This window comes from Klebsiella sp. FDAARGOS_511, from assembly GCF_003812845.1.
Lineage (GTDB): Bacteria > Pseudomonadota > Gammaproteobacteria > Enterobacterales > Enterobacteriaceae > Klebsiella > Klebsiella grimontii.
On sequence record NZ_CP033824.1, the window covers coordinates 5,309,856 to 5,331,202 of the forward strand.

The 21,347-nt window shown below is 55.4% G+C and carries 18 protein-coding genes; 7 read left to right on the forward strand and 11 right to left on the reverse strand.

Annotated elements, in window-relative coordinates; genetic code table 11:
• Positions 1–176 precede the first annotated feature (176 nt).
• Positions 177–1,922 (forward strand): peptidoglycan glycosyltransferase FtsI, encoded by a 1,746-nt coding sequence (gene ftsI, locus EGY08_RS26670; protein ID WP_004121995.1) that lies wholly within the window; start codon positions 177–179, stop codon positions 1,920–1,922.
• Between the two features lie 60 nt (positions 1,923–1,982).
• On the forward strand, positions 1,983–2,777 hold the full coding sequence (gene rlmA, locus EGY08_RS26675) for a 23S rRNA (guanine(745)-N(1))-methyltransferase (protein WP_123829174.1): 795 nt from the start codon (positions 1,983–1,985) through the stop codon (positions 2,775–2,777).
• 3 nt (positions 2,778–2,780) lie between these two features.
• Here the strand turns inward: rlmA and mntP are convergent, their stop codons facing one another.
• The 5 genes from mntP to manX all read right to left on the reverse strand — a co-directional run bounded on the left by mntP (position 2,781) and on the right by manX (position 6,976).
• The gene (mntP, locus tag EGY08_RS26680; RefSeq protein ID WP_087828993.1) at positions 2,781–3,347 is read right to left on the reverse strand and encodes a manganese efflux pump MntP; all 567 of its coding nucleotides are present in this window, start codon (positions 3,345–3,347) and stop codon (positions 2,781–2,783) included.
• A gap of 423 nt (positions 3,348–3,770) precedes the next feature.
• A complete protein-coding gene (locus tag EGY08_RS26685; RefSeq protein WP_123829175.1) occupies positions 3,771–4,229 on the reverse strand; it encodes a DUF986 family protein in 459 nt (152 codons plus the stop codon).
• A 53-nt stretch (positions 4,230–4,282) separates the two neighbouring features.
• The gene (locus EGY08_RS26690; RefSeq protein WP_004103307.1) at positions 4,283–5,134 is read right to left on the reverse strand and encodes a PTS mannose transporter subunit IID; all 852 of its coding nucleotides are present in this window, start codon (positions 5,132–5,134) and stop codon (positions 4,283–4,285) included.
• 12 nt (positions 5,135–5,146) lie between these two features.
• Positions 5,147–5,947 carry a PTS mannose transporter subunit IIC gene (gene manY, locus EGY08_RS26695; protein WP_004121991.1) on the reverse strand — a complete coding sequence of 267 codons (801 nt, stop codon included), beginning with the start codon at positions 5,945–5,947 and terminating at the stop codon, positions 5,147–5,149.
• A 60-nt stretch (positions 5,948–6,007) separates the two neighbouring features.
• A complete protein-coding gene (gene manX / locus EGY08_RS26700) occupies positions 6,008–6,976 on the reverse strand; it encodes a PTS mannose transporter subunit IIAB (protein WP_004138485.1) in 969 nt (322 codons plus the stop codon).
• 446 nt (positions 6,977–7,422) lie between these two features.
• Between manX and yoaE the strand changes: the two genes are divergently transcribed.
• Positions 7,423–8,982, forward strand: a complete 1,560-nt coding sequence (yoaE, locus tag EGY08_RS26705; RefSeq protein ID WP_004121989.1) for a CNNM family cation transport protein YoaE — start codon at positions 7,423–7,425, stop codon at positions 8,980–8,982.
• A gap of 36 nt (positions 8,983–9,018) precedes the next feature.
• On the opposite strand, the gene EGY08_RS26710 is transcribed toward yoaE, so the two are convergent.
• From EGY08_RS26710 to pabB, 4 genes are all read right to left on the reverse strand, one after another.
• A complete protein-coding gene (locus EGY08_RS26710; RefSeq protein ID WP_004121988.1) occupies positions 9,019–10,584 on the reverse strand; it encodes an EAL domain-containing protein in 1,566 nt (521 codons plus the stop codon).
• A 131-nt stretch (positions 10,585–10,715) separates the two neighbouring features.
• A complete protein-coding gene (gene sdaA / locus EGY08_RS26715; RefSeq protein ID WP_004121987.1) occupies positions 10,716–12,080 on the reverse strand; it encodes an L-serine ammonia-lyase in 1,365 nt (454 codons plus the stop codon).
• A gap of 162 nt (positions 12,081–12,242) precedes the next feature.
• Positions 12,243–12,821 carry a CoA pyrophosphatase gene (locus tag EGY08_RS26720; protein WP_123829176.1) on the reverse strand — a complete coding sequence of 193 codons (579 nt, stop codon included), beginning with the start codon at positions 12,819–12,821 and terminating at the stop codon, positions 12,243–12,245.
• A gap of 3 nt (positions 12,822–12,824) precedes the next feature.
• The gene (gene pabB, locus EGY08_RS26725) at positions 12,825–14,180 is read right to left on the reverse strand and encodes an aminodeoxychorismate synthase component 1 (RefSeq protein WP_049114351.1); all 1,356 of its coding nucleotides are present in this window, start codon (positions 14,178–14,180) and stop codon (positions 12,825–12,827) included.
• A 90-nt stretch (positions 14,181–14,270) separates the two neighbouring features.
• On the opposite strand from pabB, the gene EGY08_RS26730 reads away from it, so the two are divergent.
• Entirely contained in the window at positions 14,271–14,450 is a 180-nt protein-coding gene (locus tag EGY08_RS26730; protein WP_004103292.1) for a YoaH family protein, read from the forward strand.
• A gap of 1 nt (position 14,451) precedes the next feature.
• Here EGY08_RS26730 and EGY08_RS26735 read toward each other — a convergent pair whose 3' ends face one another.
• Complete coding sequence (locus EGY08_RS26735) at positions 14,452–16,482, reverse strand: heparinase II/III domain-containing protein (RefSeq protein ID WP_112166200.1); 2,031 nt, start codon at positions 16,480–16,482, stop codon at positions 14,452–14,454.
• The gene (locus EGY08_RS26740) at positions 16,482–17,720 is read right to left on the reverse strand and encodes an alginate lyase family protein (protein ID WP_123829177.1); all 1,239 of its coding nucleotides are present in this window, start codon (positions 17,718–17,720) and stop codon (positions 16,482–16,484) included. The genes EGY08_RS26735 and EGY08_RS26740 overlap by 1 nt, the downstream gene beginning before the upstream one ends.
• 525 nt (positions 17,721–18,245) lie before the next feature.
• Here EGY08_RS26740 and EGY08_RS26745 point away from each other — a divergent pair.
• Genes EGY08_RS26745 through EGY08_RS26755 form a run of 3 tightly spaced genes read left to right on the forward strand, consistent with a single transcriptional unit; the run spans position 18,246 to position 21,337 of the window.
• Positions 18,246–19,535: an ABC transporter substrate-binding protein gene (locus EGY08_RS26745; RefSeq protein ID WP_049114342.1), complete on the forward strand. Its 1,290-nt coding sequence runs from the start codon at positions 18,246–18,248 to the stop codon at positions 19,533–19,535.
• A gap of 11 nt (positions 19,536–19,546) precedes the next feature.
• Positions 19,547–20,488, forward strand: coding sequence for a carbohydrate ABC transporter permease (locus tag EGY08_RS26750; RefSeq protein ID WP_004121980.1), 942 nt, complete (start codon positions 19,547–19,549; stop codon positions 20,486–20,488).
• Between the two features lie 9 nt (positions 20,489–20,497).
• Complete coding sequence (locus EGY08_RS26755; RefSeq protein WP_004121979.1) at positions 20,498–21,337, forward strand: carbohydrate ABC transporter permease; 840 nt, start codon at positions 20,498–20,500, stop codon at positions 21,335–21,337.
• Positions 21,338–21,347: the final 10 nt, after the last annotated feature.

Here is a 21,347-nt window from a genome sequence, read left to right on the forward strand (position 1 = left end):
ATCTTGTAAGAAAGCCTCGCAACTGCGGGGCTTTTTAGTATTTATTGCAAAACATGTCCATTTACCACCCTCCGTTGCGCTTTGTTGCAAATCAACACCATTATTAGCACTGTTTAGCAACCTGTTTTGTCTATTTCTGTTAAATCAGATGCTTGCAAAACAATGATGGAGCTAAGGTGCAAAAGAACAAACTCAAGTCAGCCGCCAACTTTACCCCGCTTAGGTTTGGGTTGTTGTGCGTGGCGATTCTTTGCTGTATGGGACTGCTGTTGGTCCGGGTCGGCTGGCTACAAATTGTCTCCCCTGACAATCTGGTTAAACAAGAGGACATGCGATCCCTGCGCGAGGAGCCTATTGATGTGCAGCGCGGCACGATTAGCGACCGCGAGGGCCGACCGCTGGCGGTCAGCGTGCCGGTGAGCGCCGTCTGGGTCGATCCGCAAACCACGCTCGAAAAGGGGGGCGTCGGCTACGGTCCGCGCTGGCAAGCAATGGCGCAAGCTTTACATCTCAACCTTAGCGAGCTGGCCCACCGCGTCGAAGCGCACCCTCACGCGCGGTTTCTCTACCTGGCGCGCCAGATCAATCCGGAGCAGGCGGAGTGGATTGATAAGCTTCATCTGCCGGGGATCAATCTGCGCGATGAGTCGCGCCGCTTTTATCCGGCGGGGCACGTTGCCGCTAACCTGCTGGGTTTTACCAATATCGATAACCAGGGTATTGAAGGCGTTGAGAAAAGCTTTAACGTTCAGTTGACCGGTCAGCCCGGGCGTCGCCTGGTGCGCAAAGACCGGCACGGCAACGTCATCGAAAATATCACCGAAGTCCCGGCGGTTCCGGCCCACAATTTACAGCTCAGTATCGATGAGCGCCTGCAAACGGTGACAGAGGACGCGCTGGATAACGCTGTTCGCTGGAACAAGGCGGAATCAGGAGCGGCGGTATTAATTAAAATCGATACCGGGGAGATTCTGTCGATGGCCAGCTACCCGGACTTCAACCCGAACAATCGCGATGATGCGAAGCTGGATGATTTTCGCAATCGCGCCATTAGCGATACTTTCGAGCCGGGGTCGACGGTTAAACCGCTGGTGCTGATGACCGCGCTCCAGCAGGGCATTGTTCAGCCGGATAGCGTGGTGGATACTCATCCGTTTGTCCTCGATGGCCACCGTATTCGCGACGTGGGTTACTATCCCGAGCTCTCCCTCACCGGTATTCTGCAGAAATCCAGCGATACCGGGGTTTCACATTTGTCGCTGGCGATGCCAATTCAGCATCTTATCGATACCTATAAAGCGTTCGGTTTTGGCGACTCTACTGGCCTGGGATTGACCGGGGAGAGCGCCGGGTTGATGCCGCAGCGCCGCTATTGGGGCCAGTTGGACCGGGCGACATTCGCCTTCGGCTACGGCCTGATGGTCACGCCGCTCCAGCTGGCGCACGTGTATGCCACTATCGGCAGCTACGGTATCGAGCGTCCGCTATCAATAACCCGTATTGATCCGCCGGTGATGGGTACTCGGGTAATGCCGGAGCAAATCGTGCATGAAGTCGAACATATGATGGAGAGCGTCGCCTTACCGGGCGGCGGCGGGACCAAAGCGGCGGTACGCGACTATCGGGTGGCGGTAAAAACCGGTACCGCCAAAAAAATTGGACCGGATGGTAAATATATCGATAAGTACGTTGCCTATACCGCCGGCGTTGCGCCCGCCAGTAACCCGAAATTCGCGCTGGTGGTAGTGATGAACGATCCCAGCAACGGTTCGTATTACGGCGGAGCGGTTTCGGCGCCGGTATTCAGCCAGATTATGGGCGATGTGCTGCGCCTGGAAAACGTCATGCCCGATGGGATGCCGCAGGGGGCGGAAAATCTTATCGTGATGCATCGTGACGGAGCCCCGTCGCCTGCGCTGTAACGGTGGCCTGGAGGGGCGAATAGCGTTACACTTTCGCCCTTTCAGCACACCGGAGTTGTCATGTCTTACAGTTGCCCCCTTTGCCACGCGCCGCTTGAGCGCCGCGATAATAGCTATATCTGCCCGCAGCGGCATCAGTTCGATCTGGCGAAGGAAGGGTACGTCAATTTGCTGCCTGTGCAGTTTAAGCGCTCCCGCGATCCGGGCGACAGCGCTGAAATGATGCAGGCCAGGCGCGCGTTCCTTGATGCGGGGCATTATCAGCCGCTTCGCGAAGCTATCTGCGCTTATCTGCAAACCTTCGCGCCGATGGATTTATTGGATATTGGCTGCGGAGAAGGCTACTACACGCACGCTTTTGCCGCCATCGCGGCCCATAGCTGGGGCCTGGATGTGTCGAAATCGGCTATCCGCGCGGCGGCAAAACGTTATCCGCAGGTCAGCTTTTGCGTCGCTTCCAGCCAGCGTCTGCCGTTTGAGAACGCGAGCCTGGATGCGATAGTACGTATTTATGCTCCCTGTAATGCCCTTGAACTGGCGCGCGTTGTCAGGCCCGGCGGCTGGGTTATCACCGCGACGCCGGGACCTCGCCACCTTATGGAGCTGAAAGGGTTGATCTACGACGACGTGCGCTTGCATGAGCAGAGCAGGGAAGAGATGGAAGGATTTACGTTACGTCACCAGCAGCAGTTGACCTATCCGATGCAGCTTAACGGCAGCGAGGCGGAAGCTTTACTGCAAATGACGCCGTTTGCGTGGCGGGCGAAGCCGCCGGTGAGGGAAGCGCTGCGCCAGCAGGCGCTGTTTGACTGCCAGACCGATTTTGCTATTCACTGCTGGCAGCGCGATGCCTGAGGATTAGCCAGCGAAATGGCTCCAGAGGATCTGGGCGCCAATGCCGATCAGCACGATACCGCCAAGGATTTCCGCCCGTTTGCCGAGCAGCGGGCCGATAAAACGTCCTACCATTATGCCCAGCGTCGACATCATCAACGTGGCGCAGCCGATAGCCAGCGCGGTGGCGATAATATTGACCTGCAGGAACGCCAGGCCAACGCCGACGGCCATCGCATCCAGGCTGGTGGCGAAAGCGGTGGTCACCAGTAGCCAAAAACCATGACGGCGTGGAGCTTCGCCCTCATCGCTATCGCCGCCGCGTAACCCTTCGATAACCATTCGACCGCCGAGAAAAACCAGCAGCACAAAGGCAATCCAGTGGTTCCATTCGAGTACGAACTGGCTGGCGAGCATCCCCAAACCCCAGCCGACAAGCGGGGTGAGCGTTTCGATAGCGCCAAAGATCAGACCCGTCCGCAGGGCTTCAGAAAATTTAGGTTTATGGAGGGTCGCGCCTTTTCCAATAGAGGCCGCAAAGGCGTCCATGGACATGCCGAAGGCAAGAAGAATTGTAGCGGATACATTCATGAGAGCGTCCTGACCGGGGATAATCCATATGACACATCGCTGCCCCCAGTAAAAATACGCAGCACACCTAATGATAAAGTGCTGCGTACAGCAGTGATGCGTCTATGGTCTCGCCTGATTGAATACGTTCTGCTTCAACCCGCACGTGCCACGTTTTGCAACGAGTATGTTGACACGGACATTTTCTGCCAGGCAGAAAATTGGCTACTCCCCAACGACGGGCGCAACCTTAACATAATTTTAGAATATAAAACAATAACAGGACGCGGTTATTTTTCCAATCAAATGATAACGATTTTCATTTCAATTTATAGGTAAATGATTAGTTAATAAATATCGTTGAAGTGAACATCTGGAATATAGCCGTGGCTATATTCCAGACGTGGGGGAAGGGGTAAATATAGCGTTGGCTATATTTTTAAGCTATTGATTGGAAACGAGAAGTTTGTATATCCTTTCCAGATCGTCGATATTTCGTACGCGAATAAGCAGGCGCCGTTGTTCTAATTGCATGACCAGTACGCCATCTTCCGATAAATTCATCTCTTTAATACGCTTATATTCGATCCAGATATTGGCGAAAAAAAAGCCCTGCTGCTTGAAAATGATTTTGGGTGAGCGGATCCAGAACAGATATAACCCCATTAAGGCCAGGGCAGATAATAACCAGGTGGTGATAAGTTCGCCGTGGTTGGCAATATTGTTATAAATCAGGATAGCTATGAGGCCGACGAAGATAATGCCATCGACGCGGTTGCGGCGGAGCAGGGGGATAGCCAGTAAAACTGGGCCATTACGGCGCGGCATGATGAACTGGTCGTAAACCGCAAACGCGAGCAAAACGAGAATAAACAGGATTAACACCAGGTCCGTGATTGTCATCCATCCTCCAAATAAAAAAGCCGGGGGCAAGCCCCCGGCGCACAACGTGTTGATTACTGACCCAGCAGTCCGACAGCGTAGCCGGCGATACCGATGACGAAGAAGCCCACGATGATCCACAGGGCGTTAACTTTCTTACGCAGCAGCCACATACAAGCGAAGGTCAGCAGCAGCGGTACCAGGCCCGGCATCAGCTGGTCAAGGATCGTCTGCACGGTAGTGACGCGAGTCTGGCCATCCTGACCGGTGATGGTGGAAACCACCAGCGGGATGTTCACGTGCGTCCACTTGTTAACCAGCGCCCCCATGACAAACAGGCCGAGAATTGACGCCCCCTCGGTCAGTTTCTGCAGGAAGCCGCCGCCCATATCTTTAACGATGTCGATACCTTTACGGTAACCGTAAGCGACGCCGTAATAGCGGGTCAGCAGACGCACCGCGTTAAACAGGATAAAGAACAGCAGAGGGCCGAGCAGGCTTCCGCTCATGGCGATACCTGCGCCCAGTGCGGCGAATACCGGACGAACGGTACCCCAGAAGATCGGGTCGCCTACGCCGGCCAGCGGGCCCATCAGACCAACTTTGATACCGTTGATGGCGCCATCGTCGATTTCTGCGCCGTTAGCACGCTGCTCTTCCATCGCCAGCGTTACGCCGAGAACCGGAGCCGCAACGTAGGGATGGGTGTTAAAGAACTCAAGGTGACGCTTAATCGCCTGTTTGCGCGCATCGTTGTTCTCCGGATACAGGCGACGAATAGCCGGTACCATGGAGAAGCAGAAGCCCAGCGCCTGCATACGTTCGAAGTTCCATGAACCCTGGAACAGGTTAGAACGAATGAACACGCCACGAATATCACTCTGAGTGAGTTTTTTCTCGGTGGTATTTTTAGTCATATCAACCATTTCGCTCACCTGTTAGTCCAGTTCGTTGTCGAGATCGTTATTACCAGCAGCCTGCGCAGGCGCACCCGCGACGCGGTTATATTTCGGGCTCAGCTGAATGTAGAGGACAGCCATTACCGTACCAATCACACCCAGAGCAACCAGGTTGAAATCGGTGAACGCGGCGGTAACAAAGCCAAGGTAGAAGAACGGCATCAGGTAGCCGGCGCGCATCATATTGATGACCATCGCATAACCCACTACCACGATCATGCCACCCGCGATGTTCAGACCGCCGGTAACCACTTCAGGAATGGCGTTCAGCAGACCTTGTACTTCGCTGGTACCGACGGAAATCGCCACGATAACCGCAGGAATAGCGATACGCATCGCCTGCAGGAACAGTGACGAAACGTGCAGCCAGGAGATGGCCGTCAGGTTGCCATTTTCCGCCGCTTTATCCGCAGCGTGCTGGAAAGCAACGGTAATGGTACGGACGATAATGGTCAGCACCTGGCCCGCTGCCGCCAGCGGAATTGCCAGCGCGATACCGGCACCGATGCTTTGGTGGCCCGCGATAACCAGAACGGTTGAGATGATGGATGCAAGCGCGGCATCAGGCGCAACGGCGGCGCCGATGTTCATCCACCCCAGGGCGATCATTTCCAGGGTACCACCGATGATAATACCGGTTTTCATATCCCCGAGAACGGCGCCAATCAGCGTACAGGCCACCAGAGGACGGTGGAACTGAAATTCATCAAGTACCGACTCCATACCCGCAATACACGCGACGATGAACACCAGCACAATCTGAAGAAGGGTAATCTCCATTGTACTTCTCCTGTTGATTAAGTCTTAAGTTGAAAATTGAGTTGCGATCCGCAGAGAGGCTTATTTCACCTTGCCGATCAGATCCATCATTTTCAGTTTCTGGTCGGTGGAAACTTTGCGGGCTTCCAGTTCGATACCGCGGGCGTTCAACTTCTTGAACGCTTCAATATCTTTCTCATCGACCGAAATGGCGTTATTCACCTGCGTTTTGCCCTGACGGAAAGCCATGCCGCCGATGTTGACGCTGGTGATTTTCACACCGCCTTCAACAACACGTTCAACGTCCGTTGGGTTAGTGAACAGCAGCATAATGCGCTCGCCTGCGTATTTGGGGTTGTTATAGACGCGAATCATCTTCGCCACGTCTACTACGTGGGCGGTAACGCCCGGAGGAGCAACCTGGGTCAGCAGCGTTTTACGCACGGTATCCGCCGCCACTTCGTCGCTGACGACGATAATGCGCGAAACATTGGTCTCTTTGGTCCAGCGAGTGGCGACCTGGCCGTGAATTAAACGGTCATCGATACGCGCCAGCCCAATAACCATGTAGTCGTTTGGACCCATTGGCTTCAATGGCGCTGCCGCTTTCGGTGCCGCAGCCTGAACCGGAGCAGGGGCGGCCTTTTCCACCGGCTTCGCTTTCAGTGCCTTCACGCCTTCACGACCGGTTTCCACCGCCAGGGCGACCAGTTCATCAAACGAGGGGTTGTCGTCGCGCGCCATCAGCGTTTCGACCAGCATCGGGATATTGACGCCCGCGATGACTTCATAATGTTCTTTATCGACGACAATACGGCTGGCCGCGTTAAACGGGCTGCCTCCCCATGTATCGACGAGAAATAACACGCCTTTAGCCGTATCCAGCTTTGCCAACTGAGCGTTGTACTTCTCGATTAACGTTTCTGCGTTTTCGCCAGGAACGAAATCGATCCAGCCAACGTTTTCCTGTTCGCCCAGCAGCATTTCTGCCGTTTTTAACAGCTGTTCTGCAGCCCAACCATGTGTGCCTATTACAATAGCAATCGTCACTTGCTACCTCCTTTATAATCGTGAATGCATCATCTGTTGTGATACATCCTGAATCACTCTTGCGAACAAAATCGATTCAGTAAGGGTGTAAGATATAAAGTAATTACTACAGCGAATTATTTTAGACAGTGAAAAAATAATTAATGTGATGAAGCTCCGCTAATTATGCATCGGGTGCTAATTATTTTGCAGCGCAAAAAATAGCCTTAACTATTGCAAAGACAGGTAAATTTTTTCCAATAATGCTCTATATTTTGCTATGTTTACGTTCCGTTTAATTACTCAGGAGTATAGGGCATAGCCCGCTATATGGACCGTCACCGACGTCATTTCACCTTCCGGCACGCGCGTGCCGCAGTCACCTGCTACGTCTTTTCACCAGCAACAAGTGTCTCGTCTGTGCATGACACAGCGATGACTATGCCTGTCGTTAACTGGAGCTGCTCATGGAATTCTTAATGGATCCCTCTATTTGGGCCGGTTTGCTGACGCTTGTCGTCCTTGAAATCGTACTGGGTATCGACAACCTGGTGTTTATCGCCATCCTTGCCGACAAGCTGCCGCCAAAGCAGCGCGATAAGGCGCGCCTGATCGGCCTTTCGCTGGCGCTGTTTATGCGTCTGGGGCTACTGTCGGTCATTTCGTGGATGGTGACCCTGACGAAACCGCTTTTCAGCGTTGCCGATTTCTCGTTCTCCGGGCGCGATCTTATTATGCTGCTCGGCGGGATATTCTTGCTGTTTAAGGCGACCACCGAACTGCATGAACGGCTGGAGAACCGCCAGCATGACTCCGGTCATGGTAAAGGATATGCCAGTTTCTGGGTGGTGGTACTGCAAATCGTCGTACTTGACGCCGTGTTCTCGCTGGATGCCGTGATTACTGCGGTCGGGATGGTTAACCACCTGCCGGTGATGATGGCGGCGGTTGTGATTGCGATGGCGGTGATGCTGCTGGCCTCGAAGCCGTTGACTAATTTTGTCAACCAGCATCCGACGGTGGTGGTGCTCTGCCTGAGCTTCCTGCTGATGATCGGCCTGAGCCTGGTGGCGGAAGGATTTGGTTTCCATATACCGAAAGGTTACCTGTACGCCGCGATTGGCTTCTCGATAACCATCGAGTTCTTTAACCAGGTTGCGCGCCGTAACTTTATTCGCCATCAATCGACCCTGCCTCTGCGCGCGCGTACTGCCGATGCGATCCTGCGCCTGATGGGCGGGCGGAAGCAGAGCGCCCCGGCGCACGATAGCGACAGCTCGTCCGTGGTGCCAATACCGGAAGGCGCGTTTGCGGAAGAAGAGCGCTATATGATTAATGGCGTACTGACCCTGGCCCAGCGTTCGTTGCGCAGTATTATGACCCCACGCGGGGAAATTAGCTGGGTGAACGCAGAGCAAAGCGAAGATGAAATTCGCCGCCAGCTGCTCTCTTCCCCGCACAGCCTGTTCCCGGTCTGTCGCGGCGAGCTGGATGAAATCATCGGTATCGTACGGGCAAAAGAGATGCTGGTGGCGCTGGAGGCGGGTGACAACGTTGCCGCGCTGGCTTCCGCCTCGCCGGCGATTGTGGTCCCGGAAACGTTGGACCCTATCAACCTGCTCGGCGTGCTGCGCCGCGCCCGCGGTAGCTTTGTCATCGTCACTAACGAGTTTGGCGTGGTGCAGGGGCTGGTTACGCCGCTGGACGTACTGGAGGCGATTGCCGGTGAGTTCCCGGACGCCGACGAAACGCCGGAAATTGTCATCGATGGCGATGGCTGGCTGGTGAAAGGTTCAACCGACGTGCATGCGTTGCAGCAGGCGTTGGGCGTAGACGATCTGGTCGATGAGGACGAAGATATCGCCACGGTTGCCGGCCTGGTGATTGCCGTCAACGGCCATATTCCTCGTCCGGGCGACGTGCTTGAACTGTCGCCTCTGCAGTTCACCATCATTGAAGCCAACGACTACCGTGTCGATCTGGTGCGCGTTGTCAAGCTGCGTCAGTACAACGACGAAGAAGAGTAACGTTGATGCCCGCCGGCCTCATGCCGGCGGGCATTTTTAGGCGTTCATTTCCCGCCGCTTTTCCGCCGCCAGCCACTGCGGAAAGTCCTCTACCGGCATCGGCCGGGCGTAATAAAACCCCTGCAATAAATCAACGCCGTTGCCGCGCAGATACTCTTCCTGATCCTGGGTCTCGACGCCTTCCGCGACGGTAACAATTTTCAGACGATGGGCGAGAGCAATGATCATGTCGGTCACCGTCGCATTAACGCTATCAATCCCAATTGCGCTGGTAAACGATTTATCAATTTTCAGGACATCAGGGCGCAGCTTTTCCAGCCACGAAAGGGAGCTGTTGCCGGTACCGAAATCATCGATAGCCAGCTGGACGCCTTTGAAATGAAGATGCTCGGCCATATGGTGGTCGCCATCCTGCAGTACGTCACGTTCGGTGAGCTCAACGATCAGTTGCTGTATGGGATGGGCGCTAAACCAGTAGTGATGCAGATCGCGCAGCAGCTCGCCGTTGGCAAAATGGCGGGCGGCGACGTTAATGCTGATGTGAAAATGTTTGTCCTGAGGGAAGAGGGATAATTTGTGCGCTGTTTGCGAAATGACATAGCGGGTCAGGGGGACAATCAAATTATATCTTTCCGCGATGGGTATAAAAACATCTGGTGAGATAGTCCCTCTGCGCGGATTATTCCATCGCAGCAAAATTTCCACGCCACAGCATTGTCGGGTGCGTAAGTTCTGCTGGGGCTGACACCAGAGGGCGAACTCGTGCGCGGCAATGCCGAGATTAATTTCGCGGGAAAAGCTCATTCTTCCGGCGGTCGCCAGCCAGGCGATGCCGGTCATTAACAGGCTGATTACCAGCGCCAGCGGAAGCTCGGCCGGTAGTTCATTAAGGGCGACCGCCGAGGCTCCTGGCCCGCTGACGCTAATGGTAAAGGGAAACTCGGTCGACGGCTGGCGGTAGATGATTTGCTCGCCCGGTAGGGCTTCCTGTTTACTCAGCCCTGAACCGCTAATAAAGCTTTTTTCGCCTACGCTAAGGCCAATTCCGCTGATTAGCGCTGATTTTGCGTTGAAAATTAACTCGCCCAGCAGCTCAATGTTGATCACCAGCAGCACGCCGTCAGCGCCGCTAAGCGACGCGGGATACCACTGGATAAGTACCGGCGTCCCTTTGAGCAGCGAGGAGTCGTAGCTGAAGGTGAGCAGGGGATGATGGGTTGGTAATGCCGGCTGTAGCTGGTGTATTGGAATATTGCGTTGGCCAAAAATACTCGAGCAGTACAGCAGGTTCGACTGGACCAGCGCAATTGAACGCACCGTTTGCAGCGATGCCGCCAGCTTACGTAACGTGAGGTGGACGTCCTGACAAGGCTGATTGACTAGATGCAGTAGCGCAACGTGCTGGGCCGCCAGAGGCCGCAGGATATTATCCATAGCGGCCACCATCTTGTTGGTGCTCATCTGAACGCGTTGCTGATTTAAGCTACGCTGCGAAATAAATCGTATTACTAAGGTTGTTGTCAGCGTCAGTAGTGCGACCAGCAGGCAAACCAGAATGCGTTTCCGGCGATAGGTTGTGATGACTTTTTGTGCAGTCTGCATGCGCGACGCCCTGTCGGCTAAAAGTGTTAATGAGAGTAACAGCCGTTATAGAGCAAGTGTAGAGGGCGCAGATAATAATATAGAGCGGAAAAAGGAGAATGCGCCCTTAGGCGCATTCTGTTGAGTAATGTTTAGTCGCACTGAACTTTGATAGCCAGGCCGCCGCGCGACGTTTCCCGGTATTTGGCGTTCATGTCTTTACCGGTTTCATACATGGTCTCAATAACCTTATCCAGTGAGACGCGCGGCTCGCTGGTGCGGCGCATTGCCATTCGGCTGGCGTTAATCGCTTTGACGGAGGCAATCGCGTTGCGTTCAATGCACGGAACCTGTACCTGTCCGGCCACCGGGTCGCAGGTCAGTCCCAGATTGTGTTCCATGCCGATTTCCGCCGCCACGCAGACCTGCTCCGGGCTGGCGCCAAGGATTTCAGCCAGGCCCGCGGCCGCCATTGAGCAGGCTACGCCCACTTCGCCCTGACAGCCCACTTCCGCGCCGGAAATGGAAGCGTTCATTTTGTACAGCGTGCCAATAGCCCCTGAAGCCAGGAAATAACGAATATAGATATCCGGACTGACGGGCTCGATAAAGTGGTCATAGTAGGCCAGCACCGCCGGAACGATGCCGCAGGCGCCGTTGGTGGGGGCCGTCACCACCCGGCCACCGGCGGCGTTTTCTTCGTTGACCGCCAGCGCAAACATATTGACCCAGTCCACCACGTTCATCGGGTCGTTAGAGAGCTTATCGCTGGCAACCAGCATCCGCCGCAGCGCCGAGGCGCGACGAGGAACGCGCAGCGGACCAGGCAGGACCCCTTCGGTATTCATCCCACGATCGATACAGGCGCGCATGGTCTGCCAGATATTGGCAAAATAGTCTTCAATCTCTTTTTTGCTGTGCAGCGCCAGCTCATTCTGCATCACCATGCCGGAGAGCGACATGCCGGTCTGTTTGCAGTAGCCCAGCATCTCCTGAGCGGATTTAAACGGATACGGAACGGCGAGTTCGCTGGCGCTCTCTTTGCCGAAATGTTCTTCATCGACGATAAAACCGCCGCCAATAGAATAATACGTTTTACTGTAGATCTCTTTCTCGCCAGCCCAGGCGTGAATGGTCATGCCGTTTTCATGCAGCGGCAGGTTGTCGCTACGAAAACGCATGCCGTCATTTTTCGGGAAGTCGACTTCATGTTGCCCTTGGGCCAGCAGCAGGCGTCCGCGCTCTTCAACGTCGCGGATAAACGCCGGAATCGCGTCGATATCGACCGTATCGGGCTGATTGCCCGCCAGCCCCATAATAATGGCGATATCCGTGTGGTGGCCTTTGCCGGTTAATGACAGTGAGCCGTAGACGTCAACCGCCAGGCGAGTCACTTCATTAAGCAATCCCTTTTCGACCAGGTCATCGACGAACTGTTTACCGGCCTTCATCGGGCCTACAGTATGGGAAGATGAGGGACCGATCCCCACCTTGAACATGTCGAATATACTAATCACGCTAACACTCCTGACAGGGTTGCCGCGGGTGCGGCAACGATGTAATAACTGCGCATAGTGTAAGAGGGAACCGGGCCATCAGCTTAAGTATTCACATGAATTAAACTAATGGGTAACCATGGATTTACTAATGCTGAGAACGCCGTCTCAGTTTTAGTATAGCTAAGGGCGGGAGCCTATCTGTAGCGCCAGTTCACGGATAATGCCGGCGGTCATTCCCCAGACAAAATAATGCTGATACCAGGATAGCCAGACGCGATGCGAATTGCCGCGGCGATGGATATCCAGCGGGTGGTAGCGTCCCAGGCGCAGCGCTTCGGCCAGCGGCATTTCGAAGACCGCGGCGACTTCATCCTGGCTGGCGTGATAGTGCAGGTCAGGCGGAATAATGCCCACTACCGGGGTGACCTGAAAACCGGTTACGCTATCGACCGGGGGCAGAACGCCGATCACCTCGACCGACTCCGGCGGGATCGCCACCTCTTCGTGGGCCTCGCGCAGCGCGGCGGCGATCAGGGTCGCATCGCTGTTATCCACCGCGCCGCCGGGGAAGGCGACCTGACCCGCGTGCTTGCGCATCAGCGGCGAACGCTGGGTCAGCAGCAGCCCCGGCTGCGGGCGGCGCACAATCGGTACCAGCACCGCCGCCTGACGCTGGTTGAGCGCGTGGCGCGTCGGCTGCGGGTGCAGGAGCTGAAAACGCGAAAGGAAATCGTCAAGTTCGAGGGCGCTGTCCGCCATGTGCTAGCTCTCCAGTTGATGCAGAATACGATTAACTTTATCAAAAGTTTCCTGATATTCCGCCGCCTCTTCGCTATCGGCCACAATTCCGCCGCCGGCGGAGCAGTAGATCCGCCCCTGGCAGGCCGTCAGCGTACGGATGGTAATGCTGGTATCCATATTGCCGCAGAAGCTGAGATATCCGATGCTGCCGCACCACGCATTGCGCCGCTGCGGCTCCAGTTCATCGATGATCTCCATCGCTCTGACCTTCGGCGCGCCGGTGATTGAGCCGCCGGGAAAGGCCGCGCGCAGCAGGTCGGCGGCGTGCAGATCAGCGGGCAATCGGGCGGCCACGGTGCTCACCAGATGATGCACGGCAGGGAAGGGCTCCACCACAAACAGCTCAGGAACGCGAACGCTACCGGGGACAGCAACCCGGCCAATATCGTTACGCATTAAATCGACGATCATCAGGTTTTCGGCGCGGTCTTTTGCTGAGTTCGCCAGCTTTTGCGCCTGCAACGCATCCTGCTCAGGATCGGCCAGCCTGGGCAACGTCCCCTTAATGGGCCGGGTTTGAATTTCGCCTTGCCGGAGCTGAATAAAACGCTCGGGCGACAGGCTTAATATGGCGCCCTCCTGGAGGCGAATAAAGGCGCTGAACGGTGCGCGATTGACGCGGTTTAGCTGACGGAAGGCCTGCCACTCATCCCCGCGATAGCTCGCCGTAAACCGCTGCGCCAGGTTAACCTGATAGCAGTCGCCGCTGTGCAGATAAGCCTGAACCTGGCGAAACTTCTTGCCATACTCCGCGCGGCTCATATTTGAGCGCCACCCTGAGGTGAGGGCAAAGGGAGCAGCGGCAGGCTCAGCCTGCGCTTCCAGCCACGTCAGCCGCGCCTGCGGGTCGTCATAGCTGAATAACGACACTTCCCGACGCTGATGATCGACGACTAACGCCCAATCATAAATGCCTACCGCCATATCCGGCAGATCGATATCCGCCTCGGCCTGCGTCGGCAGATTTTCAAAGCGGCGACCCAAATCGTAACCGAACAGCCCCAGCGCCCCGCCGAGAAACGGCAGCTGCGGATGAGCGTGCGGCTGCAGGTTAAAGCGCGCCAGCTGTTGATGCACGAGGGTGAGCGGATCGGCGGCAGAGGTTGAGAGGGTATCCCCTTCGTTTATGAAGGTCATATCGCCGCGAGTCACCAGCGTTGCGCGCGGCTGGGCGACAACAATGTCAAAACGATTATGCGGATGTTCGGCAAAACCGGAGTGCAGCAGCATCGCCCAGGGCTGTGAACTTAATGGGCTAAAATAGTATTCAGCGGCATCCGGACGCCAGGGCAGGGAAATCATAGCGGGGGACAACATGGTCTTCATTAATCCTGATCGTGACCGCCCGCTGGTATACGAGAGGACGGCGTGAAATAATTACGCCCCACAATGTAGCAGGAGTAAGTGATGTTTGCAGGTTTACCTTCGCTGAGCCACGAGCAACAGCAAAAAGCAGTTGAACGAATTCAGGAGCTGATGTCGCAGGGCATGAGCAGCGGCCAGGCCATCGCTTTGGTGGCAGATGAACTGCGCGCCTCACATACCGGCGATCGGATTGTGGCGCGCTTTGAGGATGAAGACGAGTAAATTACTCTGCGTACTGAGGTGAGACGCCGCTTTCCGCGAGCGGAAGGATCGCATCAGGTCGTTTTCCTGGCTCGTCGTATAGCGTCACGTGCGTCACGCGATCGCCGCGCCAGAAGGTAATTTGCGTACCGACTGGCGTATGATGCACGTTCACTTCCGTCAGCGGCGCGCTGTTTGCCAGATCCCACAGACACACAAAACGCGCCTGCGGCAGGTGATTACGTATTACCAGATAGCTAAGATTGCGAATCGCCGGGTTATCGGGCGCCAGCCCTTGCCAGAGTTCACCATCACCGGATAGCCAGAGCGCAACGGTATCGCCGCCGCGCGCAAAGTGGCGCGGCTGACAGCCGTTCAGCGGCGTCACGGTTGCTTCGGTCATTCGCCGCAGCGGCCCGCTGAGCGAAAAAGGTTGGGCCAAGCCGCTCTGGTCCAGCGCCTGTGCCGCCAGATGCAGCGTCCAGTCGAGCTGCTGGCGATGCGGGTTCTCCACGGAGGACAGATCGATCAGCACATCTTCAAGCCACAGCAGGCGACGGCGGAAGCGCACGTCCCGCCAGGCCGTATCGTCCCACTCGACGCGGCTATGGCTGTTGAGCTCCGGCGGCGGTTTGCCCCAATCAACCTCGCTATCCAGCCACAGAAAGTCGTCATCCATATGCCAGCCCAGCACCTGCGGGTTGGCCGGAGGCTGGTTGCTCTGATTAACGCAAAGCGTATTGTGGGTGGCGCTGTTTTTGTAATAGTCGTAGTGCATTTTCGCGCCGTATCCTGTGGTGCCCATATCCGTGAGCAGCCAGCCGTCGCGATGCCAGAGCATCAGCCCCAGCCGGTCGTAATGGTCGTGCTCGCCGCCCCAGGGACTGTGCTTAATCAGCAGCGCCTGCTGCGGCCGTCGCCATAGCGTCAGACCCGCGCCCGGCGCAAACAGCGACTGCCGTGGGATGAGCGGCAGGCGGGATTCCGGCAGAGGCCGTTCGCGCCATAGCAGGGTTTCACGCTCATCGGGTGCCGTTTCGGTAAACTGCAGGACCGCGGCGTACTGCGGGTCACGCCAGATAAACCAGGCGAACTCGTACAGATCCCGGTGATGGAGTTTCTCCTGCCCGGCGAGGCAGTCATTAAGCCGGGGGAAAGTGCCGTCCGGCAGCAGCAGCGACAGTGGGAACTTCAGCATCGCCTGATACCAGGGACCGTCCAGCAGGCTCCAGCGGCTGCCGCGCGCCAGCTTTTCGAAGGCAAAAAAACCCTGCAGCGCGTAATAGTGGTAGTGAATCGAACCTTCAAACCAGATCCCTTCCGCCAGCAGGCCGTTTTCCAGCTGCCAGCGCAGGCCATACGGCTGGTTAACGGCAAACTCCAGCAGGGTTTCATCTTCGAGGACGAAACCCAGTACGCCAAGCGCCGCGCTGATTTTGACCTCATGGTTATGGATCTGCGGACTACGATGGTCGCGCAAAAACGTGGCCGCACAGCGCAGCAGGTTTTCACTGATATGCCGCTGTTCGCCGGGCGTCAGGCTGTCGCGAATAAAGTCATAACCCAGCGCCATTTCCAGAATGCAGTTGGCTTCGCACAGCGTCTGGGCGTTCATCTTTCCCGGTCCGTTGTTGGGAATATCGCCGTGAATCTCATAGCCGGGATAGACATCCGCGTAACCCATCAGCAGCGTGCGAACTTTATCGCGATACGCTGTTTCGCCGGTCAGCCGCCAAAGCAGGCCAAGCTGCTGACAGGCGCTGGCGTTTCGGCCATTCATCTCGCGCCACCAGGCGCCGTCCCACGGTTCGCCGCTAAATAGTTCCCCATCGACCGGGCAGGCATGCTGGTGGGGCGTATCCGCCCGCCACGTCAGGCGTACGCCGTGGCGCGGACAAAAGTAGTAGAGATTCCAGCTGGCGATGCCTGACTGCGGAATGCGAACCGCTGCCTGAAGTACCGGCTGCGCATCTTTCACCAGCCGCTCAAGCAGTCCGCTATTCGCGGCTGCGCGTCCGACAATGTCGGGCCAGAGCCCAGAAAATTGTTTCATTAGCGGTTATCCCTGACCTCTGACGATGCGGAAAGCGGGGCGATGAGCGTCGTGATATCGTCGGGATACTTCGCCCGCAGCCACTGCGCTTTGTCACGGAACAGCGGATCTTCCGGCCAGGCGTGCGCGGCGGTGGCGATATTGCGCAGCGCTTTCTTGTCATCCATTTTCTCGAGATCTTTCCAGGGCCATGGCGTATCGCTGTTAATAAACCCGGCGATGTACTGATAGCCTTTGCGCAGGCTATGGTCGTCGAGGGTGAAGTTCCAGATATCGACGCCCGCTTTTTCGCCCAGTCGCCCGAGGCGGTTGTAGGCTTCGAGGTTGAAATTGCTGTAGTGCCACGGACGCGTGCGTTCCAGTTCGGCCATCTGGCGTCCTTCAATATCAAATTGTCCCGCAATACGCCGCAGCTGGGTGATGTACAGGCGCTTTTTCGCCTCGTCGATTTTACCGCTGAACAGGGCGAAGGCGGTAGCCTGCATATCAAAATAGCTGCCGTGATTGTTATGCCAGTTCTCTTCTTCAAAGCCGTTCTGGCTGGTGGTCATCCAGTGGTAATAGTCACCAAACCACTGCTTTAAAGCGCTAACGTCGTTATCGTTCAGCGCAGCTGAGGATTGCAGCAGGGCGATCGCGTCAACGACGTCAACCAGCGCGCGGCTATCAATAATGCCGATACCGCGTCCGGTATTAATACCGGGAATGGCCTGGGCATGCTGCAGGTTGGGGGTCATGCGCGTTTTGGGATCGAGAAACCAGCGCTTTAACTGCGCCGCCGCTTTTTGCGCGTAGCGATCGTCGTGAGAGAAGTACCACGCCAGCGCCAGCGTTGACACGTCGTTACTCATCTTCACCAGCCGGTTCTTATCGGTAGCGTCGCTATTGGCGTCAGGGTTGGTTTGCCCATCTTTGCGGATATAGGGAAGCCCGTCCTGGGTATCAGGGTTTGGCCACCAGTAAGGTGGAAAACTGTAGTAGTCGTGCTTGTTGCCGCTGGCGGCGACCAGCGTTTTATCCATCACCGAGAACAGCGGATGCTTGAGCGCCAGGTCGGCTTTTTTTAGCAGAGCCGCTTGCGCCTGAACAAATAGCGGGTCTTTCGCGGCAATCTGCTGGCGGCTGAAGGCTAAATCCTTTCCGTCTAGCGTGTACGGCTCAGCGGCATATGAGGAGGCGCTCAGGCCGGAACAAAACAGCGCAATGCCTAACAAACCTCGGCGAGGTATTGAGTTCATCGTGATAACCCTTCTGCAAATATGAGAAAAGATAACAAAAAAATTATACCTGACGCGTATTTAAAGGACGCGAAAAACAGGCGGTGTAATTAAAAGCAATATATTTAAATATTCGATGGCGAGCAGTGTAAAAGACAAAGTGATTTTTTTTGTGACCTCCTTCAAGTTTAACGCCCTGGATAAATAATGACGCTATTAATGCAGTGTGCATCACGTATTTTGCCATTTTTCTATACTTTTTGATTTTTTTAACAAAAACAGTAAATTTATAAGTTGTTGATTTTTGTTATTATTAATTTTTGGTCACTTTTATTGTCACTTTTTGGTGTGATCTGTCTCAATTTTCTGATTTTTGAAACGCAATTTCTTTTTTGCATGGTTGTATTGGGAAATACATTTCTATCTAATGAATGGAAATATTTCTTGCGTCAGCTGTATTAACGCCTGAGCGATATTCAAATTTCTTTTTATGTATTAATTGAGAATTTAATTACCTTTGTGCCCTACAATAAAGGATATGCCATCATGTCTGCCAATAAATTGCGTTCATTGTTACTTCTTACCGCGCTCGGGCTCGGCGTTAGCCAAAGCTACGCCGCGACTACGCTCAACGTCTGGATCCGCGCCAGCAATGACTCGAAGAATATCTACAAACAAGAGGCGGAAAAGTTTGAAGAAAAAACCGGTATCAAAATTGAGTATTTCAACGCCACTACCGACTTTGAACAGCGACTGGCGCGCGCTACGGCGGGAAACGCCTTACCCGATCTGATTTTTAACGATGCGGCGTCGCTGGGGCAGTTTATCCAGTTGGGTATTGCTGAAGAAATTGACCCGCAGGCGATCGCGGGCGGCGACCAGCTATTCCAGACGGCATGGAAGAGTACCCGCTATATCGACGGTAAATACTATGGCGTACCGACCTCCGCGCAAACTTTCGCCCTGTTTGTGCGCAAAGACTGGCGGGAAAAACTGGGGCTGCCGCAGCCGAAGAGCTGGGATGATATTCAGGCCCTGGCAAAAGCCTTCACCACCCAGGATCCCGATGGCAACGGTAAAAATGATACCTACGGATTTATCGTTCCCGCCTCCACGACGCGCGGCTACGCCAGCTGGTTTATGAGCAGCTTTATCTGGCAGGCGGGCGGTGATTTCGTGACGGAACGCAGCGGAAAATTCAGCGCCTCGCTCAATACGCCGGAAGTGGCTCAGGCGATGAACTTTATGCGCACTATGATGTGCGACAAAGTCACGCAGCCGGGTGCGATTAACGCCACTACCGCCGACGTTATTCCCTCCTTCCGCTCCGGGCAAAGCGGCATGTTCTTCAGCGGCCCGTACCATATCGCGCTGTTCGATAAAGACCCTGGTAAAGACAACTTTGAAGTGATTCCGGTGGTGGGGCCGAAAGGTGAGGCCACCCTCGCCGAGGGCACCACGGTCTTTATGATGAAGAGCAGTGTACAGAAAGAGGCGGCGCGTCAATTTATCGAATTTATGATCTCCCCGGAAGGTCAGGAAATCGGCATGGGTAAAGGCAGCCAGCATATACCGGTGGTGCGCCTGCCGGTGAATAAGAACGTCGACGTCAAAGCCGTTTATCAGGACGCGCGCTGGGAGACTTTCGCCCGACTTTACAATGAACAGGGGCGCTACGTACCGCAAATTCCCAACTGGACGCCGGTACGTCAGGTGGCAGCCGAAGGCTTTAACCGCATTTTTGCCGACTGCGGCAGCGATATTGCCGCTGAGCTGAAGACGCTCGACGGCAAGGTGAACGCTGAGCTGAAAAAACAAAATGTGCTGGCTAACTGAGGACATAGGTTATGACGCTGCATGAGACGAAGTCCTCGCCGATAAAGCAGGCCGCTTCGCCTGACTCGGCCGGATGGCTGAGCGCAAAGCGTAAGCGGGCGCTGATCCCGTGGCTGTTTTTAGCGCCTGCGCTAATTATTTTCAGCTGGTTTAAGTTTATCCCGATGATTCAGGGTCTGGTGATGAGCTTTTACAAAGTCAACTTTAATCAGCCGAACGAGTGGGTAGGGCTGGATAACTTCACCCGCGCTTTTGCCGACGCCGAGCTGCACGCGGCGGTGGTGAACACGCTGCTGTACGTTGTGGTAACGATGTTCGCCGCGGCTATCCTGGCCTTTTTTCTCGCCATGTTGCTGGAAGGCCCGGCGCGCCATCTGCGTTTTATTCGCACCGCCATCTTTTTACCCGCGGTCACCAGCGCAGCGATCGTCGCCGAAATGTGGCGAATTTTATTCAACCCAACGCCCAACGGCGTGGTTAACCACATCCTGAGCTGGTTTGGCGTCGCCGACCAGGGCTTTCTTGCTAGCTCCGATCAGGCGTTGGGGGTCATCATGCTGCTGCATATCTGGAAGGCGGTGCCTTACAACATGGTGATTTTTATTGCCGGCCTGGCGGGGATCAGCCGCGATTTATACGATGCGGCGAACGTCGACGGCGCCAGCTGGTGGAACCGCCTGCGCTACGTCACGCTGCCTGGCATGATCCCGGCGCTCTCGGTGGTGCTGATGCTCTCCTTTATTCGTGGTTTTCGCGTGTTTGCCGAGGTGTATGCCACCACCGGCGGGGGACCGTCTAACGCCACGGAAATGGTCATGACCCACATCTATAAATTGGGTTTTGAGCAGTTTGACTATGGCTACGCTTCGGCGGTGTCGTTTCTGCTGTTCACCTTCACGGTGTTGTTAACCATTTGTCATCTGACGCTGAAAAAACGTATCGCCCGTTACTAAGGAGCCGCGATGTTAAGTAAACGTTGGGATACCGCAGGACGCTGGTGCATCTACGCGCTGCTGCTGATTGTCTTTGTCGGTCCGTTCTGGGGCATCGTCGCCACGGCATTCAGCGGTGCGCCGGTGAAACCGGGCGAACTGCTGGCCTGGCCGAATCAGTTCTCATTTGAAAACTTCATCTTTGCGTGGATGGATATTGGCGTCTGGCAGTATCTGCTGAACTCCATTCTGGTGGTGTTCTTCGGCACCGTTCTGCAGGTGTCGGTCAGCGCGCTGGCGGCCTATGCGCTGGCGCGTAAGAAGTTTCGCGGCGTGGCGCTGGTGAGCCTGGTGATTTTGTCCACCATGATGCTGCCGGAAGAGGTTATCGCCATTCCGCTGTACATGATTATTAACTGGCGGCTGCCGTTCATCGACGCCTCGCTGTACAACAGCTACCTCGGGATGATTTTACCGGTTGTCGGCTGGGCGTTTTCTATCTTTGTCCTGACTGAATTTATGTCGGCGATTCCGAAAGAGCTGGAGGAGGCGGCGCGGATTGATGGCGCTAACGAGTGGCAGATTTTCTTCCACGTCATCCTGCCGCTGGTGAAACCGGCGCTCGGAACGGTGGTGACCTTCGGCTTTATTATGATTTGGGACCAGTACCTGCTGCCGCTGATCGTGGTCAACCAGGACAGCCTGAATACCATTCCGGTGATCCTTGGTACGCTGCGTACCGATGAGAGCATCACGCCGAACATTTTTATCGCTATAACGCTGCTGGCGATGCTGCCCAGCATCATCGTCTACCTGGGTCTGCAAAAACATTTCAATCGCGGGATTATGTCCGGCGCGGTCAAAGGATAAGGAGTTACCG

What these genes read in the sequence shown, in the direction of transcription:
- EGY08_RS26690 (WP_004103307.1), bottom strand. Translation starts at nt 5,134, where the DNA reads ATGGTTGATATGACTAAAAATACCACCGAGAAAAAACTCACTCAGAGT.
- EGY08_RS26755 (WP_004121979.1), top strand. Translation starts at nt 20,498, where the DNA reads ATGTTAAGTAAACGTTGGGATACCGCAGGACGCTGGTGCATCTACGCG.
- EGY08_RS26685 (WP_123829175.1), bottom strand. Translation starts at nt 4,229, where the DNA reads ATGACAATCACGGACCTGGTGTTAATCCTGTTTATTCTCGTTTTGCTC.
- EGY08_RS26710 (WP_004121988.1), bottom strand. Translation starts at nt 10,584, where the DNA reads ATGCAGACTGCACAAAAAGTCATCACAACCTATCGCCGGAAACGCATT.
- EGY08_RS26735 (WP_112166200.1), bottom strand. Translation starts at nt 16,482, where the DNA reads ATGAAACAATTTTCTGGGCTCTGGCCCGACATTGTCGGACGCGCAGCC.
- EGY08_RS26720 (WP_123829176.1), bottom strand. Translation starts at nt 12,821, where the DNA reads ATGGCGGACAGCGCCCTCGAACTTGACGATTTCCTTTCGCGTTTTCAG.
- EGY08_RS26740 (WP_123829177.1), bottom strand. Translation starts at nt 17,720, where the DNA reads ATGAACTCAATACCTCGCCGAGGTTTGTTAGGCATTGCGCTGTTTTGT.
- manY (WP_004121991.1), bottom strand. Translation starts at nt 5,947, where the DNA reads ATGGAGATTACCCTTCTTCAGATTGTGCTGGTGTTCATCGTCGCGTGT.
- rlmA (WP_123829174.1), top strand. Translation starts at nt 1,983, where the DNA reads ATGTCTTACAGTTGCCCCCTTTGCCACGCGCCGCTTGAGCGCCGCGAT.
- EGY08_RS26730 (WP_004103292.1), top strand. Translation starts at nt 14,271, where the DNA reads ATGTTTGCAGGTTTACCTTCGCTGAGCCACGAGCAACAGCAAAAAGCA.
- yoaE (WP_004121989.1), top strand. Translation starts at nt 7,423, where the DNA reads ATGGAATTCTTAATGGATCCCTCTATTTGGGCCGGTTTGCTGACGCTT.
- EGY08_RS26750 (WP_004121980.1), top strand. Translation starts at nt 19,547, where the DNA reads ATGACGCTGCATGAGACGAAGTCCTCGCCGATAAAGCAGGCCGCTTCG.
- pabB (WP_049114351.1), bottom strand. Translation starts at nt 14,180, where the DNA reads ATGTTGTCCCCCGCTATGATTTCCCTGCCCTGGCGTCCGGATGCCGCT.
- EGY08_RS26745 (WP_049114342.1), top strand. Translation starts at nt 18,246, where the DNA reads ATGTCTGCCAATAAATTGCGTTCATTGTTACTTCTTACCGCGCTCGGG.
- mntP (WP_087828993.1), bottom strand. Translation starts at nt 3,347, where the DNA reads ATGAATGTATCCGCTACAATTCTTCTTGCCTTCGGCATGTCCATGGAC.